Below are 16,962 nucleotides of genomic sequence, written 5' to 3' on the forward strand. Positions count from 1 at the left end.
GATGAACCTAGGCTCAATCGACCCGATCCTCCTTCTTGCGTCTTTAATGGTTGCAGCGACGCCAATCTTGCTGGCCGCCATTGGTGAGCTGGTTGTTGAACGCTCTGGCGTTCTCAATCTCGGTGTTGAGGGCATGATGATTTCCGGCTCTGTGCTCGGCTTTGTCGCGGCAATTGCGACTGGCAACGCCTGGGTCGGCTTCTTTGTCGCGGCGCTTGGCGGCGCAGGCATGGCCTTGATATTTGGCATCTTGACGCAGTTCTTCTTATCCAATCAGGTAGCCACGGGTCTTGCGTTGACCCTGTTCGGCCTCGGGCTCGCATCGCTTCTCGGGCAAGGGTATCTCGGCGTGAAAGCACCTAGCTTTCCCGATTGGCACATCCCGCTGCTCGGTGACATCCCGGTGATTGGCCCCATAGTGTTTCAGCACGATCCAATGGTTTATGTGGGACTTATAATCGTCGCTGGTGTCTGGTGGTTCCTGAATAAGTCCCGTGCAGGATTGGTCTTGCGCGCCGTGGGTGAAAACCACGAAGCGGCCCACGCTTTGGGTTATCACGTTGTGCGGACACGACTTCTGGCGATCATGTTTGGCGGGGCCTGTGCGGGTCTTGGTGGCGCGTATCTATCTATCGTGCGGGTACCGACTTATGCAGACGGGCTTACAGCAGGTGCCGGTTGGATCGCGCTGGCAATTGTCGTCTTCGCCAGCTGGAAACCACTGCGACTTTTGCTTGGGGCTTATTTGTTCGGCGGCGTGACCGTTTTGCAGTTGAATTTGCAGGCGGCAATGCTGTCGTTACTCGATATCCTAAGTGCAATCTTGTTCATCTCGGCAGTGCTCGTCATTCTGATCGGAGCCATCAAGCTCCGGACGGTGACGAAAAAGATGATGCTCTGGGCTTTGGGGCTTCTGATCGCCGCGGTCCTGATCTATTTCTACGCCGCGATGGGTTGGCCATTTAACGAAACACTATGGCTTTCCTCATCACCTTATATTGCCACCATCTTCGTTCTGGTCATTATGGCCAGCGGCGGAGCGCCAGGGTCACTTGGCAAGACGTTCCATGCCTCTCGATAGGGGCGCTTAATAACCGAAGAAATCCACAGGGGGATTACACATGCTTAGAAGAACACTTTTGGCGAGCGCAGCAGCAACTGCCATGTTGGGCGGTATCGCGGCAGCAGATGGCCACGAGCCAGTAAAAGTAGGTTTCGTTTACGTTGGCCCAGTTGGCGACGGTGGCTGGACCTACGAACATAACCAAGGTCGTTTGGCCGTAGAGGAAGCATTCGGTGACGCGGTTGAAACCGTGTTTGTTGAAAACGTGCCAGAAGGCCCAGACGCTGAGCGTGTGATGACACAGATGGCGCTTGAGGGTGCTGACCTGATCTTCACCACATCCTTTGGCTACATGGACCCGACGATCAACGTTGCGGCACAGTTCCCAGATGTGATGTTCGAACACGCAACCGGCTACAAACAAGCCGACAACGTGTCCGTTTACTCTGCGCGTTTCTACGAAGGCCGTGCCGTTCAAGGCCACATTGCAGGTCAGATCACTGAATCCAACGTGATCGGCTACATCGCGTCCTTCCCGATCCCAGAAGTAATTCGCGGCATCAACTCCGCATACCTTCACGCGCTTGAAGTGAACCCTGATGTCGAGTTCAAAATCATCTGGGCTTACACATGGTTCGACCCTGCAAAAGAAGCAGAAGCCGCTTCCGTTCTGATCGAACAAGGCGCTGACGTGATCTTGCAACACACTGACTCCACAGCACCACAGGCTGCCGCGCAAGCTGCCAACGAAGCAGGCGCAACTGTCTATACCTTCGGTCAGGCGTCTGACATGGCTGAATTTGGCCCAATGCCACGCGTATCTTCCATCATTGATGACTGGGGCCCATACTACGTCGCACGGACCCAAGCTGTCATGGATGGCACATGGGAATCCGTATCCACATGGGATGGCATCGGCGCTGGCATGGTCGGCATCGGTGAAATCTCTGATGCGATCCCTGCCGAAGTAAAAGCAAGCGCAGAAGCCATGGTCGCAGAATTGGCGTCTGGTGAATACCACGCCTTTACTGGCCCGATTAACAAGCAAGACGGCACACCTTGGTTGGCCGAGGGCGAAACCGCCGCTGACTTTGGTGATGACGGCCTTGCTGGCATGGCGTTCTACGTCGAAGGCCTGACTGCTGAAATTCCGCAGTAAGCTCTTTAAAGCAAATGCAGAAAGGCCCGCCAATCTGGCGGGCCTTTCTCGTTCTTGGGGAGTGGTGGTCTTGCTCGTTCGTATTAGGGGCGTTGTGGCAAAGCGGCGCGCAAGGCGGCTTCGTCTATGCCAAGGCTGGAGGCTACTGCGGCCAAATCTGCATTTGGGCCACCTGCGTCTTGCATCGCTTGCATCAACAACTGCGCATCAATGCCCAGATCCGAAGCGATGGCCTCAAAATCAGGGCGTCCCCCACCGTCGGGGCCACCTTGGCCGCCACCGGGGCCACCGGCTGAACCAATGCCAGCCGCAGCCGTGGTGCTGAAATTATCCTCGGCCTGAAGCCCGACAAGACATGTCGGCAAGTTGGGGAATTCACCGGTTGAATGGTAGTGATATGTATTACCGTCCATATGGCCGCCACACTCATCTAAGTCGCGCGGAACGCTGCCATCATGTTCAAGGCTGCCCATGATCGCGTAGCCGTCAAAGGCATAGCCAAACTGCGCTTTGGAATCTTGGATTGCATTCGCACAGGACCCATCGACATCATTGTGCTCATAAACGGTGTCCAGATCGCTTGCGGTGCCGTGGTAATGATACCATCCCCCCGGATCAACGTGACCCGCGCAAACATCCAGCGCTGGCATGTGACCGGTGTCTAGAACGCTCGGCGCATCCGCGAAAATCGGCACACCGCTGAGCGACACACCCACCTTTGCGACGGTCCCCAAGGACACCGGAGCATCCGCCATCTGCGGTGTGGTCGGGATCAGCATGGTCATTTCAACGGCCTCATCGACGGACCCGCTGATACATTCGTTTGCCTCAGTCGGCCCTTCAACGCGGATATCAAAGACATGGACCGTGCCGTCTTCGTCGTAAAAATGATATCCCATGTCATCGAGCATCTTCAGGAATTCACCATCAATACGGTACAAACCGGCCTCATCGCCGTCCCAGTCCCAAATACCACCTTCGTCTTCGATCGTCGTCGGGCAAAACGGCCCGATCTCTAGGTCGTCAGGTTGATACTTAACTGTAATCTCAAGGCAGGACGCGGCGCTTCCGTCTGTCAGAGTGCATTCCACCACCGTTGGATCAGACACAAGCGCGTCAGAAGATATCTGCCCGCCGTCAATCTGAGCCTGTGCCGCAAACGGCGCGAGGGTGATTAAGGCTGCTGCCGAGGTGAGCCGAAAATGTGTCATACGATTAGCCTTTAACAATTGATCTATGCATTCTACGCAGCGGTTCCGAAGATTTGTCGCTGTCACACGAATTTTCTAGAACTTTTTGCAATGGGCCTTCAATGTGTCTGCAACAACAAGTGGAGTTTCAGTATGCCATATCGGGGCGCAGGCGGAACACGGGGCGGCGAAGGATCGTTCCTTTTAGGGATCATCATGATGATTGCGGGGGGCTATCTTCTCTTGCGGGGGATCATGGTGCGGCCCCAGTTTGGGCTGGGCAATCAAATGTATTCGATTGGCGGCTTTCCGGTCACGACAGGTCTGGTTCTGGTTCCCTTCGCCTTTGGCGTCGGCATGATCTTTTACAACAGCCGCAACTGGTTGGGCTGGCTGCTGTCGGGCGGATCGGTCATCGCGCTGGTTGTAGGTGTGATCGCCAGCATCAACTTCACTCTTGTACGGATGAGCGCCTTTGACTTGTTAATGATCCTTATCCTCTTAGTCGGGGGAATCGGGTTGTTTTTGCGTTCTCTTTGGTCGCGGTAGACATGATCGATTTCCTCGTTGTCGGTGGCGGTATTGCTGGGGTGTCTGTGGGCGCGCGGTTGGCGCAGCTTGGGTCAGTAACGGTGCTTGAGCGCGAAAGCGCACTGGCCTACCACGCCTCGGGCCGCTCGGCTGCGATGTTCGAAGAATGCTACGGCTCACCCTCAACCGTCGCGCTGAATACCGCCAGCAAACAACACCATTTCGAAGCCCACGGCGGCGTCACCAGCCCACGTGGCATCCTGCTTATCGGAACCAAGGACGATGACGCAGAGTTCGAGGCTGACCTCAAATCAATGAACCTGCACGACATATCTTTGTCTGATGCCCGCGCGATGATGCCGATCCTCAACGAGACCGTTACGCGGGTCGGATATCACGCCGAAGCATGGGATTTAGACACCGACCGCATGGTGCAAAACTTTGCCAGCGACATCCGCGCGAATGGCGGCACAGTACGCACCTCTGCCGAAGTCACTGGCATAACCCGCACGGGGAATGGCTGGGAGGTCACCGTCGGCGATGACGTCTTAAGCGCCAAAACCCTTGTGAATGCCGCAGGTGCGTGGGTTGACGTTGTGGCCCAAATGGCAGGGATCGCGCCGATTGGCATCACGCCCCTGCGCCGCTCCATGGCACGTATCCCCGCGCCGGGTGGGCTGGATGTGTCCAGTTGGCCGATGATGTTCGGAACAGGGGAAAACTGGTATTGCAAGCCCGACGCAGGCGCTCTGATCGTCTCCCCCGCCGAAGAAGCCCCGATGCCGCCGATGGATGCGTGGGCGGATGATATGGTGCTCGCCGAAGGCCTTGCGCGATACGAGGCACATGTCACTGAACCCGTCACCCGACTTTTATCCAACTGGGCTGGCCTGCGTAGCTTCTCACCTGACCGCAACCTTGTGCTTGGGTCAGACCCGCATGATCCGTCATTCATCTGGATGGCAGGCCAAGGCGGCTACGGTTTCCAAACTGCCCCCGCCGCCAGCCAATTGGTCGCCGATTTGACTGCAGGCCGACAACCCGAATTGCCGGCAGATATTATTGCAAAGCTTTCGCCTGAACGTTACCTAACGTAGCCATGAAAGCTCTTTGTTTTGGATTCGCATTTACCCTCTTCGCCAGCACCGCACAGGCGGATATGTTATCGCGTTGGGAGACCTCAGAAGAAGCGATCCGCGAACAGGTTTTAGTCCTTCACGGCAGCGGAGCACGCTATCGGGATTGGACCGCCGCCGATCGCAACGGCAAGGCCTGCCTTTTGTCTGCAATGGTTCAAGAATTCGGCAGACCAGCTGTCGAAAGCTTTATCCAAGAACTGGAAAGCACTGCGGCGCGCCGGATGTCCTATTCGGACCCGTTTGCCCTTAGCGTCGATTGGGCGCGCGCAGCACCTCTCAACCGTATTCAATATGATGATGTGGCCCCTTTAGCGCAGGCCTGTAACTCAACTTTCTGAAGTTCGTCGCTAGGCTACTGCTGCCATCAGTTCCCATGAACGTAATGTCATGTAACCAAGATCACATGCGCCATCATGAATAATCGTTTCTACGGGCACGCCTTCTGCAAAGATGATGCCTTGTTTCGCGACCGAAATTTGAATGAAACTGGTGGGGGTTTTTGCATCCTGAACGCTCACGCGGTCATGGCTCACGGCGAGGGATTTCGCCCGCACCAATACGGCCTCTGCCCCAAACATTAACGGAACGCGGATGTGTTCAAACAGCACCCGATGTTGTGGTCCAAGTTGCAAGTCTGCGCGCGGCAATCCAAACCCAAGTGCACCTTGGGCGATGCGTACGGGGAAATGGTTGCGCTCGGACGGAGCGGCAAGAGCCTCACGAAGGCCCGTGATCGGCTGCGGCCCGTAATCGCGAGTGTTAATCAGATCCCCAACCGCCAAATCAGCGGCCAGACGTTCACCTTCAGGCGTCGCAATACGTGTATCAGGCGTCACGCCAAAGGCGGATACCCAAGGGGACAGGGCTTGTAGTTCCGGCTGATATCTCATGTGCGGCCTCCTCACTTGGCTAACACTACACATGAATTAGCCGTCCAACCCGTCCATGTGGTGACCCAATTGTGGCGAAAACGGACAACTTAGCCTGTATTTTAGGATAGGTTTTGGCGTTCAGGCGAACAATCCAACGGATTACCAAGCGTTTGACCCTAGCCCCGCTACACGCAACACTAGGCCCATGACAATTGGCTCCCCTCTTATCGACTCTCGCGTGAATGCAATGATCCGCGAATTTGCCGCCCATAAAGGGTTCACTGGCATGCCCGATCACCGGCTGATCTATAAGGCCCTTTCCTATCCGAACACCCGCCAAGTCTGGCGGGTCGAACTTGGGCCCGAAGTCTATGCACTGAAACTGGACTATGAGGCCGACAGCGATGGCCGCTTGGCAAAGGAATTTGCCGAGTTGCAGACCCTCAGCTCGCATTTCGCGAAATATGAAAAACTCGGCATTGCGACCCCTGTCTATTTGTCCCCGACAGGGCAATTCTGCGTGACAGAATTCCTCGACCACCTGACCGCTGGTGAGCGCTTACAAACCGTCGGCAACGAACAAACCCGCCGTCAGGTCTTCCGCCGTGCGGGACTGTGGCTTCATGCGATGCACGAATATGAGCCTATCAAAAAGAACAAGTTCTGGGGCAACTGGATGACCAAGGAATTGGATGTCTTGCTCGAAGCGAACGAGATGCAAGCGCCCCGCGCAGATATCCAACTGATGCGTGCGATGCTGCGTGAACAGCTTAAGAAGGTAAACGACACCGACGATCTTCACGCGACTTCTCATGGCGACTTTCATAGTGAAAACATGATGCTTGGGCCGGGGATGACCTATGGTTTCGATTTCACAGAAGCGCGCCGAAAAATGGCCGTATACGACATCGTGGATTTCCTGAAATGCGACATCCACCGTGAAACCCCGCTAGAAGAGGTCGACAGCGCTGGCATCACCAAAGCGCACCGCGAAATGTTCTTCAAAGGCTACAAACACAAAATAAACCAAGACGTCCTAGATGTCGCTATCCGTGGTCGCCTGTTGATCGACTGGGCAACCATCACCCGCAAAGGGCATACCGTTCACCCCGTCCAACGGATTGAGTTTCGCAAGCTCAAACCCCGCTTGGATATCGCGTTCAGGCTTTAATCGAGGCTGACGCTGCCACGGTTCAGAACAAACCCGCCATCGCCGCTGTTCGAACACCGCACGCCATTGCGTTGCATTTCACATTCGAAGTTGAACAGGAACCACTGCGATCCATAGCTGATCGTGCCAAGGGGTTCCGGCCAAAACACATCGCCATGGCAAATCCATTGCGCCCGTGAGGTGCCGACAGCCGGCAGGATGATCTGGCGCGTTTGGTCGAGATCACATTCAGGGAAGTTTTCGTTGGCAGGTAGGTCCCAGTCTGCCTCAAAGATCAGGCACACAAGCGGCGCATCAGAAATCGGCTGCCCAGTGTAGAGATTAACGTAACAGCGTATATTGCCGCTAGGGCTGCCAAAACCGTTTGCCTGCACCGTTGAACCGGCACAGGCGAAAACGAGGCTCGCGACGAACGTCTTAAGCGTTGTCAGCGTTCTTGCGAATAGTTTCGTTTTTCGGGTCATAGGGACTGTCCTCAACAACGGTTGCGTCCCACAACTCACGGAACATGCGCACTTTAACGCGGGTCCCTACTTCGCACAATTCGGGCGGCAGATACCCCATACCGATAGATTTCCCGAAGGCCACCGAATAGCCACCCGACGTCAAACGCCCAACCTTTTGACCGTCATGGATCAGCGCCTCACGACCCCATGGGTCCGCGTCTGATGGGCCATCGATTAGCAGGGTCACACATTTAGAGCGGATGCCGATTTTTTCCATCGCTTCTTTGCCATGGAATTCCTTTTCCAAGTCCACAAAGCGCGGCAAATCAGCCTCAAGAGGTGTCGCATCGCGGCCCAGCTCAGTGCCGAAAGCGCGGTAGGATTTTTCCTGCCGCAGCCAGTTCTGCGCTCGCGCGCCGACCAGTTTCATACCGTGCGGTTCGCCTGCTTTTTCTAACAAATCAAACAAGTAATTTTGCATCTCCATCGGGTGGTGCAATTCCCAGCCTAGTTCACCGGTATAGGCAACACGGATCGCATTCACGGGGCACATGCCAAGCTCGATTTGTTTTGCTGACAACCACGGGAACCGTTTGTTGGTCAGTGCCGTCTCTGGATTGGGGTCATTGATAACCGCGTTCAAAACATCACGAGACTTCGGCCCAGCAATCGCGAACACACCCCACTGGGTCGTCACGTTCTGGCACTCGATACGGCCAAACTCAGGTTCTTTGTCTTCAATTGCCTTGCGCAGGAAATCGGCATCATAGTCTGTCCACGCACCCGCGCTGACGAGATAGAACTCGTCTTCAGACAAACGCACGATCGTGTATTCCGTACGGGTCGTCCCGTGTGACGTCAGCGCATAGGTCAGGTTGATGCGGCCAACGCGGGGCAGTTTATTGGTCGTGAACCAATCCAGAAACGCAGCAGCACCCGCCCCTTTGACGATATGTTTGGTAAAGGCCGTAGCGTCGATCAGGCCGACCCCTTCGCGGATCGCCTTTGCCTCATCCACGGCGTGTTGCCACCACGCGCCACGGCGGAAACTGCGGCTGTCGTGGTCGAAATTGTCCGGCGCATCTAGCGGCCCGAAATAGTTCGGACGTTCCCAACCGTTCACAAACCCGAACTGCGCACCACGGGCCGCTTGGCGATCATAGGCAGGCGATGTGCGCAAAGGACGGCAAGCAGGGCGTTCTTCGTCAGGGTGGTGAAGAATATAGACGTGGTCGTAGCATTCCTCGTTCTTGCGGGCGGCAAATTCGGTCGTCATCCAATCGCCGTAGCGCTTGGGATCAAGCGACGCCATGTCGATCTCGGCCTCACCATCCACCATCATCTGCGCGAGGTAGTAACCTGTGCCACCAGCAGCCGTAATACCGAATGAGAACCCTTCGGCCAGCCACATATTGCGCAGCCCCGGTGCAGGTCCGACGAGCGGGTTGCCGTCAGGGGTGTAACAAATCGGACCGTTGAAGTCGTCCTTCAACCCGCTTTCTTCGCAGGATGGAACACGGTGGATCATCGCCATGTATTGTTCTTCGATCCGTTCCAGATCAAGCTGGAACAGATCAGCACGGAAACTGTCTGGAACGCCATGTTCAAACACCGCAGGCGCGCCTTTTTCATAGACACCCAAGATCCAGCCGCCACGTTCTTCACGTACATAAGACTGCGCATCGGCATCGCGCACGACAGGGTGTTCTGAATTGCCCTCAGCACGGTATTTCACCAGATCCGCATCCTGATCCATCACAATGAACTGGTGCTCAACAGGGATCGCGGGCATCTTGATGCCCAGCATCTTGGCGGTGCGCTGGGCGTGGTTGCCCGACGCCGTGACGACATGTTCCGCGGTAATGACGATCTGCTCGTCGCTGGGCACCAGATTGCCGCCCTTTTCGACCATCTTGGTGCAGGTCACTTCCCATGCGTCGCCATTCCAGTTAAACGCATCCGCCTGCCACTTACGTTCAATCATCACGCCACGTTGGCGCGCGCCCTTGGCCATCGCCATAGTGACATCGGCAGGGTTAATGTAACCGTCCTCGGTATGGTAAATCGCGCCCTCGAGGTCCTCGCAATTGATCAGTGGCCAGCGTTTCTTGATCTCATCCGCTGTGAGCCATTCAAAAGGCACATCGCAAGTTTCAGCTGTGGACGCATAAAGCATGTATTCTTCCATGCGTTCCTTGGTCTGGGCCATGCGCAGATTACCCACCACCGCAAAGCCTGCGTTCAACCCTGTCTCTTCCTCCAGCGTTTTGTAGAAATCGACCGAGTACTTGTGAATGTGGGTTGTCGCATAGGACATGTTAAACAAAGGGAGTAGCCCAGCAGCATGCCAAGTGGACCCAGACGTCAATTCATCACGTTCCAACAACATGACATCATCCCATCCAGCCTTCGCGAGATGGTATGCAATTGATGTTCCGACGGCACCGCCGCCTACGACCAAAGCTTTGACAGTTGTTTTCATTGACCTGATTCCCTGACGTGTTCCTGCGTAATTTGCCCTAATCATACGCGCCCCGCGAAACCGACCCGACGCGAAACGCATCAAAACCGACCCGCGCTTCCAATAAATTATATTTGTGTCGCCTGATCCGGTTTGTCCGCCCACTCAATCAGGCTCAAAACCCAAAGATGTCCTTACGTCACCCAAAAACAACCAATGCGTGAAAGTCATTTTTTACCAAAGGATTAGCTATGATGCACAATTGATACATGCCGACCCACCTACGCAAATTTAATTGGCAAAATGGCCCGAAACTCACTAAGTTGACGCCAGAGTAACGTGAGAGAGCCGTATATAAGCGGCCCCGCGAGGAGAGCAGGTATGACACGTAATTGTTTAACAGCGCTTAGCGCTGCGTTGTTGTTGGGCGCATGTACACCGCCTGAGATCACATCCCGTCTGGATACAAGCGACACGCTGTATTCTGGCTTTGAGCCGGCGAACAGCTACACACCCGCCCCTGTAGGCGCACGTGCTGAGAATGATTTCATGCGGTTCTCAACTATGTCGATGCCGCACTAAGCATATCCAAAATGCCCCATTCACGCGGGATTTGGCTGTATGATCCCGCCTGTCAGCTCGACGGCATCTAAATCAACACCTCTCATTGCATTGGGTGCGGGAAACCCCACTCGACTTATCCTTCCTTTCGATTGACCCTAGGGCAATCGATTGGGGAGCAAAGACATGCGAAATATGGATTTGATGACTGCCGCACGTTTGGTGGACAACAGCTATTCGGGGCGTTCGCACTTGCCCCCTATTCGGCTCACCGTGAATGAAGGCCACGTCCAAGCCTACCTTTTGGCCGACAACACGCTGGTCATTCCGGGCAGCAATGAGCTGGTTGATTACACCAAGTCCAACTTAGTGACTGGGAAAGCCAAAATCGGTTGGGACAAGATGGGCAAGGCTGCGGGCAATGCTATTTGGCACAAAGGATTTGCCAATCACGCATCGGTCATCGCCAATAAGGTCGGATCGGGCAAACCGTCTTTCATCATCGGGCATAGCCTCGGCGCTGCTGCAGCCCAGATCTTGGGCTGCATCTACGGCGTTCCTGCCATTGGGTTTGCATCCCCTATGCCACGCCGCGGTCGCGCGCGCCTGACCCACGAAGGTCTTGTTCTGAATGTTGTGCGCAACGACGACACCGTGTGCCGCATGCCGCCCAAACACTTCGGGTTCCGCCGCGTGGGCAACACCGAAGTCATGCACCCAATCGCCAATAACCCTGGCGAGGACCATTCCATGAAGCAGTACATCAGCTTGATGGACATCGAACGCCGTCAGGGCAAAATTGTCAAAAGCTGGCCGCGCTGATAACAGTCGCGCGCACCTGAGTCAGTGACTATAGCATTGCCGGAACGACCAAATCCGGTGGGCGATGGCCGTCATCGAAGGTCTTGATATTCAACAAAACCTTCTCGCCCATTTCAACGCGACCTTCGACGGTTGCCGACCCCATATGGGGCAGCAACACGACGTTCTTTAGCTCGCGCATGCGTGGATTAATGTCGTTGCCGTGCTCATAAACATCCAGTCCCGCACCTGCGATTTCGCCAGCTCGCAACATGCGCGTCAGCGCGTTTTCGTCGATCACTTCACCGCGGGCGGTATTCACGATCACCGCATCGGGCTTCATCAGTTTCAGCCGCCGCGCATTCATCAAATGGAACGTCGCAGGCGTGTGAGGGCAATTGATCGAGATGATATCCATCCGCGCCACCATCTGATCCAGACTGTCCCACCATGTCGCGTCAAGCTGGTCTTCCACTTCGGGGCGCAGGCGACGACGATTGTTATAGTGAATTTGCATCCCGAACGCGCTGGCGCGTTTGGCGACGGCCTGACCAATGCGGCCCATCCCCAAAATACCCAAGCGGCGCCCCGCAATACGGCCACCCATAAGCGCGGTGGGCGCCCATCCATCCCAGTCGCCCGATTGCATCAACGCCAGCCCTTCTGGGATACGCCGCGTCACGGCCAAAATCAGGGCCATGGTCATATCCGCTGTATCGTCAGTCACAACACCCGGCGTATTGGACACCAAAACGCCACGCTGGCGTGCCGTCTGAACGTCAATATGATCAACCCCAGCGCCGTAATTTGCGATTAGTTTCAACCGCTCACCGGCTTGGCCGATTACTTTTGCGTTGATCTCGTCTGTTACGGTCGGAACCAACACATCACAGGTCTGCATGGCCGCAACCAATTCGGCCGGCGTCATCGAAGTATCATCCTCACGCAGGGTGACATCGAACAATTCCCGCATCCGAGTCTCGACAGCGTCGGGCAACCGTCGCGTGACGGTAACACTTAGGCGTTTGCTTGGCATGAATTGTTCTCCTTGCTTGCCCGAGCGGGCCACTCCTGACAAATTGCCTGCAAAGGTCCGGTGGCACAAGAACCACCATAATAATTCAGACCGACCGAGGGCAGTAAAATGAAGTTAGCACGCATCTTGTGGGTCGCTATGGCCGTGGTAATCGCCGCACCTATCGCCGCGCAACAAACTCAAGAAGCCGTCGTCACGCCGATCACCGCCGTTCAAGCGGAACGTGGGCCCGTAACGAACTTGCCAATGCCGCGCTATGTTTCATTGAAAGCCAACGAAGCGAATATTCGTCGTGGCCCATCCCTCTCTCACCGCATCGATTGGGTTTTTCAACGTCGTGACATGCCTCTGCGTGTCGTCGGTGAATATGGCCACTGGCGCCGCGTCGTTGACCGCGAAGGCATGGGGGGATGGGTTCACTACTCCCTGATCTCCGGCAATCGCACTGTGATCATCGACAGTGACCTTTTGGTGCTGCGCAGCCAGCCTTTGCCCAACGCCACAGAAGTCGCGATGCTTGAGCTTGGCGTGATTGCCGACCTTGGTGAATGCGGCGCCGAATGGTGCCGCCTCAGCGCGGGCGGTTATCGGGGCTGGGCTCCGAAAACCGCCTTGTTTGGTGTCGGTGCAGACGAGCTGCGCGACTAAGCCGCCAGCCCGCGTCCTTTCAGCAAAGCCGTTGCATCCGGCATTGAACCACGGAACTTTTTGTACAGCACCGCCGCGTCTTCTGATCCGCCAGCGGACAGAATGAAGGTCTCCAGCTTTTCCGCCATGTCAGGGTCAAACGGGCCGCCATTGTCCTCAAATGCTTGGAACGCATCCGCATCCATCACTTCGGACCACATGTAGCTGTAATAGCCTGACGAATACCCGTCGCCAGCAAACACATGGGCAAAATGCGGGGTGGCGTGGCGCATGCGGATCGCGCTTGGCATGCCCATCTCCTCAAGGACCTCGGCTTGTTTCTGCATCGGATCGGCAGGGGGCGGGCCGTCGTGGAACGCCAGATCAACCATGGCAGATGCGACATATTCAACCGTGCTAAAGCCCATGTCATAGGTCGCAGCACCTAGCATCCGATCCAGCAGGTCACGCGGCATCGCCTCTCCAGTATCAGCGTGGGTTGCGAATTCTTCTAACACTTCGGGCACTTCAAGCCAGTGTTCGTAAAGCTGGCTGGGAAGTTCCACAAAATCACGCGCCACGGATGTACCCGAAATGCTTTCATAGCTTACGTCAGACAACATCTGATGCAGCGCATGACCAAACTCATGGAACAACGTGCGCGCATCATCGTATGACAACAACGCAGGCTCACCCGCTGGTGGCTTTGCGAAATTGCAGACGTTGATCACATGCGGACGGATATCCCCCGCCAGTTTCTGTTGGCTACGCATGGCAGAACACCACGCGCCCGATCGTTTGGACCCACGGGCAAAGTAATCGCCAATAAAGACGGCCATATGTTTGCCATCGCGGGTTACCTCCCACGCGCGGCAATCCTCATGGTAAAGCGGCGCATCGATGGGCGAGAACTCTAGCCCGAACAATCGGTTCGAACATGCGAACGCCGCTTCGATCATGCGGTCCAACTGCAAATAGGGTTTCAGCTCTGCTTCATTCAAATCATGCTCCGCGGCGCGGCGTTTTTCACTGTAGTAGCGCCAGTCCCAAGGCTGCAAAGGTGCAATCTGACCATCAGCTACCAGCATGTCTTCCAATACTTTCGCGTCGGCCTCAGCACTTGCTTTCGCAGGCGTCCAAACCTGCATCAACAGATCGCGTACTGCATCTGGCGTGCCCGCCATTTCAGTTTCCAGTTTGTAGTTCGCGAAATTCTCATAGCCGAGCAATTGTGCCCGCTCATGACGAAGGGCCAAAATTTCTGCGGCAATTGCGCGGTTATCTGTGTCACCACCATTTGCACCGCGCGCTGTCCACGCCTCGTAAGCCTTTTCGCGAAGATCACGACGGTCCGAAAACTGCAAGAATGGCACAATCAACGACCGCGAAAGTGTCACCACAGGCCCGCCCGCGTCCTTTTCTTCGCCAGCAGACTTGGCCGCTGCAATTACGAAATCTGGCAGACCGGACGTGTCCTCAAGCGGCATGAACCAACTGCGTTCATCGGCCAATAAGTTTTGGGTAAACTCGGTACCCAGCACGCTAAGCCGTTGTTTCACTTCAGCCAAACGATCCGCTTCAGCACCTTTTAACTGCGCGCCAGAACGCACAAAGCCGCGGTGCAACAACATCAACACCCGCTGCTGTTCATCCGTAAGGTCCAGTGTATCCCGCGCCTCCCAGACGGCCTCAATCCGCGCAAACAAGTCCGCGTTGGCGGTAATCTCGCTCGAATAAGCGGACAAAAGCGGCGAGAAATCCCGCATCAAGGCTTCTCGCGCGTCATTACTGTCAGCGCCAGCCATAGCGAAAAACGGAGCGAGCGCCTTTTCCAGCGGCGCGTCCGCCAATGCCAAAGCCTCAACCGTGTTTTCAAACGTAGGCTCAGAGCCATCACAAATCGCTGCAATCGAGGCGCGCGCCTCAATCAATGCTTCTTCTAAGGCGGGCGCAAAATGCGCATCCTCAATCAGGGCAAACGGGGGCAGTTCGAACGGGGTGTCCCAGGGGGCACGCAACGGGTTTGTCATGGAAGTTCTCCTTTGAACTTAACCTATGTAGCCAAAGCCAGACCTTCCACCGACAAGTTGATAATTCGCGAAATTTATCACAGCGGTTTATAGTTGCAGATGTATGTGATCATCATGGCGCGCCGCGCGGCAACCCTGAAACCGCAGCTTTGGATCAGCCAACCCCATTGACTGCGCCAGGGGTGGCTCAACAAATATCTTCGCTACACGCTGATCCGCCGCAAGAAAACGGATCAACGCCGCCGTGCGCGCGTTGTCCAGTTCATGATCCGCCCAGATCCCCTGCAACCAACGTAAATCCCAGCGCATGGTGGCCCACGTTGCGGGGCAAGTTTCGTCCACAGCCCCATCGCGCAATGCCTCAAACGCGAAATACCCCAGCGGGCTTCTGGCCGCGGCGGGCAAGTACCCTGTTTCATCCTGATAATAGAACGCCCGATCCAGTTTCTCTCCGTCGTCATGGGACAGATGTGGCAGCAGAGGAAATCCATCAAAAAAGGGAAAACTTCCATCCAGAGCCAAGGTCACTGTTCCCGAATAACTCTCTGCCATGTTTTGCGCCGCATCCTGCGCCACATCGGCAAGCTCCGCCGTTACGAAATTACGCATCAATCCGCAATAAAGTGGCGATTGCATCCGCAATGGCTCCCCAAAGCAAGGCAGCGCGACCCGCCCGACCAATGGAGCCGCAATCTGAACGCCGCCCCAGACCGCGGCGTAGGCCAGAACGAACGCCAAGACCTTTCGCCGCGTCGCAAGCGCAGCCAAATAAGCCAGCCCACCAACTTGCGTCAGGACCGTCAAAAGCACGAAGACAAATCCGCGTCCTAGCCAGCGCAAATCGGGCAACCTTCTCGTGGCTTCACCGTAATGATGCGGGTCTCGGCGTAGAGCGCATCATAAATCAGCAACCGCCCGCGCAATCCTTCGCCTGCTCCCGTGATCGCCTTCACGGCTTCAACCGCCATCATCGACCCGACAACACCAGGCAACGGCCCCAAGACGCCACCCTCGGCACAGCTTGGCACCAAAGAAGGGTCAGGTCGTTCTGGGAAAACACATTGATAACATGGCGTTCCGTGTTTTGGATCATAGACGCTAATCTGGCCTTCCCACTGGGTCAGCGCCGCCGCGATCAACGGAACACCTACCTTTGTGCAGACCTCATTCACCAAATAACGCGTGTCAAAGTTGTCCGTGCCATCCAGCACCAGATCATAATCGGCCACCAAATCGGTAGCAATTTCAGGCGTCAAACGACGTTGGTACGGCTGCACAGTGATATCTGGATTAAGCGCCTCAAGCGCACGCTGCGCTGACTGCACCTTGGGCATCCCGATGCGCTCAAATGTATGGATCACTTGGCGCTGCAGGTTTGAATTGTCGACCTCATCGTCATCAATCACGCCGATGGTACCAACGCCAGCCGCAGCCAAATACTGCAAAGCAGGCGCGCCCAAACCCCCTGCGCCGATCACCAGAACCCGCGCGTCTTTTAGCGCCTTCTGCCCAGCGCCGCCAATTTCTCGCAACACGATATGCCGCGCATACCGCTGAAGTTCACCGTCACTAAATGGCCCGACTTGAGGCTCGGCCTCTACTGTTTCACCTTCAGACACCCGCGCCCTGCGGCGCAGCCGTGACAGCAAAAAACCATATCCATATACACAAAAACTGCCAATAATGAGCGATACCCACAGCGCTGCGCCACCGCCTGTTGCGTCTCTGATTGGATGACCGTCCGGCAATGTTAGCTGCATCACGATCACTGCCAGCAATAACAAACCAACCAAAACAGCCCGCACAGAGCGTGGCGCACCCAATGCCCAACCGCCGCCCCAGATCAATGCAGCCAATGCCAGCACCAACATCATC

17 protein-coding genes are annotated in these 16,962 nt (G+C 55.8%); 9 read left to right on the top strand and 8 right to left on the bottom strand.

The window, feature by feature from the left end:
• Position 1 precedes the first annotated feature (1 nt).
• Positions 2-1,081: an ABC transporter permease gene (locus L0666_RS16185; RefSeq protein WP_235262427.1), complete on the top strand. Its 1,080-nt coding sequence runs from the start codon at positions 2-4 to the stop codon at positions 1,079-1,081.
• A gap of 40 nt (positions 1,082-1,121) precedes the next feature.
• Positions 1,122-2,222, top strand: a complete 1,101-nt coding sequence (locus L0666_RS16190; protein WP_235262428.1) for a BMP family ABC transporter substrate-binding protein — start codon at positions 1,122-1,124, stop codon at positions 2,220-2,222.
• 83 nt (positions 2,223-2,305) lie between these two features.
• Here the strand turns inward: L0666_RS16190 and L0666_RS16195 are convergent, their stop codons facing one another.
• Entirely contained in the window at positions 2,306-3,433 is a 1,128-nt protein-coding gene (locus L0666_RS16195) for a YHYH protein (protein WP_235262429.1), read from the bottom strand.
• 132 nt (positions 3,434-3,565) lie between these two features.
• Here L0666_RS16195 and L0666_RS16200 point away from each other — a divergent pair, with 132 nt between their 5' ends.
• The 3 genes from L0666_RS16200 to L0666_RS16210 are packed head-to-tail and all read left to right on the top strand — an operon-like array spanning position 3,566 to position 5,420.
• Positions 3,566-3,961, top strand: coding sequence for a hypothetical protein (locus L0666_RS16200; protein ID WP_235262430.1), 396 nt, complete (start codon positions 3,566-3,568; stop codon positions 3,959-3,961).
• A 2-nt stretch (positions 3,962-3,963) separates the two neighbouring features.
• Positions 3,964-5,040: an NAD(P)/FAD-dependent oxidoreductase gene (locus L0666_RS16205; RefSeq protein WP_235262431.1), complete on the top strand. Its 1,077-nt coding sequence runs from the start codon at positions 3,964-3,966 to the stop codon at positions 5,038-5,040.
• A 2-nt stretch (positions 5,041-5,042) separates the two neighbouring features.
• Positions 5,043-5,420: a hypothetical protein gene (locus L0666_RS16210; protein ID WP_235262432.1), complete on the top strand. Its 378-nt coding sequence runs from the start codon at positions 5,043-5,045 to the stop codon at positions 5,418-5,420.
• Between the two features lie 9 nt (positions 5,421-5,429).
• Here the strand turns inward: L0666_RS16210 and L0666_RS16215 are convergent, their stop codons facing one another.
• A complete protein-coding gene (locus tag L0666_RS16215) occupies positions 5,430-5,972 on the bottom strand; it encodes a Hint domain-containing protein (RefSeq protein ID WP_235262433.1) in 543 nt (180 codons plus the stop codon).
• Between the two features lie 187 nt (positions 5,973-6,159).
• On the opposite strand from L0666_RS16215, the gene L0666_RS16220 reads away from it, so the two are divergent.
• The gene (locus L0666_RS16220; protein ID WP_235262434.1) at positions 6,160-7,125 is read left to right on the top strand and encodes a phosphotransferase family protein; all 966 of its coding nucleotides are present in this window, start codon (positions 6,160-6,162) and stop codon (positions 7,123-7,125) included.
• Here L0666_RS16220 and L0666_RS16225 read toward each other — a convergent pair.
• Both L0666_RS16225 and L0666_RS16230 read right to left on the bottom strand, forming a co-directional pair.
• A complete protein-coding gene (locus tag L0666_RS16225) occupies positions 7,122-7,589 on the bottom strand; it encodes a hypothetical protein (protein ID WP_235262435.1) in 468 nt (155 codons plus the stop codon). The two genes, L0666_RS16220 and L0666_RS16225, sit on opposite strands and share 4 nt — an antisense overlap.
• The gene (locus L0666_RS16230) at positions 7,543-10,053 is read right to left on the bottom strand and encodes a GcvT family protein (RefSeq protein ID WP_235262436.1); all 2,511 of its coding nucleotides are present in this window, start codon (positions 10,051-10,053) and stop codon (positions 7,543-7,545) included. Before L0666_RS16230 ends, L0666_RS16225 begins: the two co-directional genes overlap by 47 nt.
• 360 nt (positions 10,054-10,413) lie before the next feature.
• Between L0666_RS16230 and L0666_RS16235 the strand changes: the two genes are divergently transcribed.
• Together L0666_RS16235 and L0666_RS16240 are read left to right on the top strand one after the other, a co-directional pair.
• On the top strand, positions 10,414-10,614 hold the full coding sequence (locus L0666_RS16235; RefSeq protein ID WP_235262437.1) for a hypothetical protein: 201 nt from the start codon (positions 10,414-10,416) through the stop codon (positions 10,612-10,614).
• A 165-nt stretch (positions 10,615-10,779) separates the two neighbouring features.
• Entirely contained in the window at positions 10,780-11,415 is a 636-nt protein-coding gene (locus L0666_RS16240) for an alpha/beta hydrolase family protein (protein WP_235262438.1), read from the top strand.
• A gap of 28 nt (positions 11,416-11,443) precedes the next feature.
• On the opposite strand, the gene L0666_RS16245 is transcribed toward L0666_RS16240, so the two are convergent.
• The gene (locus tag L0666_RS16245) at positions 11,444-12,430 is read right to left on the bottom strand and encodes a 2-hydroxyacid dehydrogenase (RefSeq protein ID WP_235262439.1); all 987 of its coding nucleotides are present in this window, start codon (positions 12,428-12,430) and stop codon (positions 11,444-11,446) included.
• Positions 12,431-12,538: 108 nt separating this feature from the next.
• Here L0666_RS16245 and L0666_RS16250 point away from each other — a divergent pair, with 108 nt between their 5' ends.
• Complete coding sequence (locus tag L0666_RS16250) at positions 12,539-13,078, top strand: SH3 domain-containing protein (RefSeq protein ID WP_235262440.1); 540 nt, start codon at positions 12,539-12,541, stop codon at positions 13,076-13,078.
• On the opposite strand, the gene L0666_RS16255 is transcribed toward L0666_RS16250, so the two are convergent.
• The 3 genes from L0666_RS16255 to L0666_RS16265 form a co-directional block, all read right to left on the bottom strand.
• Positions 13,075-15,087, bottom strand: a complete 2,013-nt coding sequence (locus L0666_RS16255; protein WP_235262441.1) for a M3 family metallopeptidase — start codon at positions 15,085-15,087, stop codon at positions 13,075-13,077. The genes L0666_RS16250 and L0666_RS16255 overlap by 4 nt on opposite strands.
• 87 nt (positions 15,088-15,174) lie before the next feature.
• Complete coding sequence (locus tag L0666_RS16260) at positions 15,175-15,927, bottom strand: hypothetical protein (protein ID WP_235262442.1); 753 nt, start codon at positions 15,925-15,927, stop codon at positions 15,175-15,177.
• Complete coding sequence (locus tag L0666_RS16265; RefSeq protein WP_235262443.1) at positions 15,915-16,961, bottom strand: HesA/MoeB/ThiF family protein; 1,047 nt, start codon at positions 16,959-16,961, stop codon at positions 15,915-15,917. The genes L0666_RS16260 and L0666_RS16265 overlap by 13 nt, the downstream gene beginning before the upstream one ends.
• Position 16,962: the final 1 nt, after the last annotated feature.

The organism is Octadecabacter algicola (genome assembly GCF_021532625.1).
Taxonomy (GTDB): Bacteria; Pseudomonadota; Alphaproteobacteria; order Rhodobacterales; family Rhodobacteraceae; genus Octadecabacter; species Octadecabacter algicola.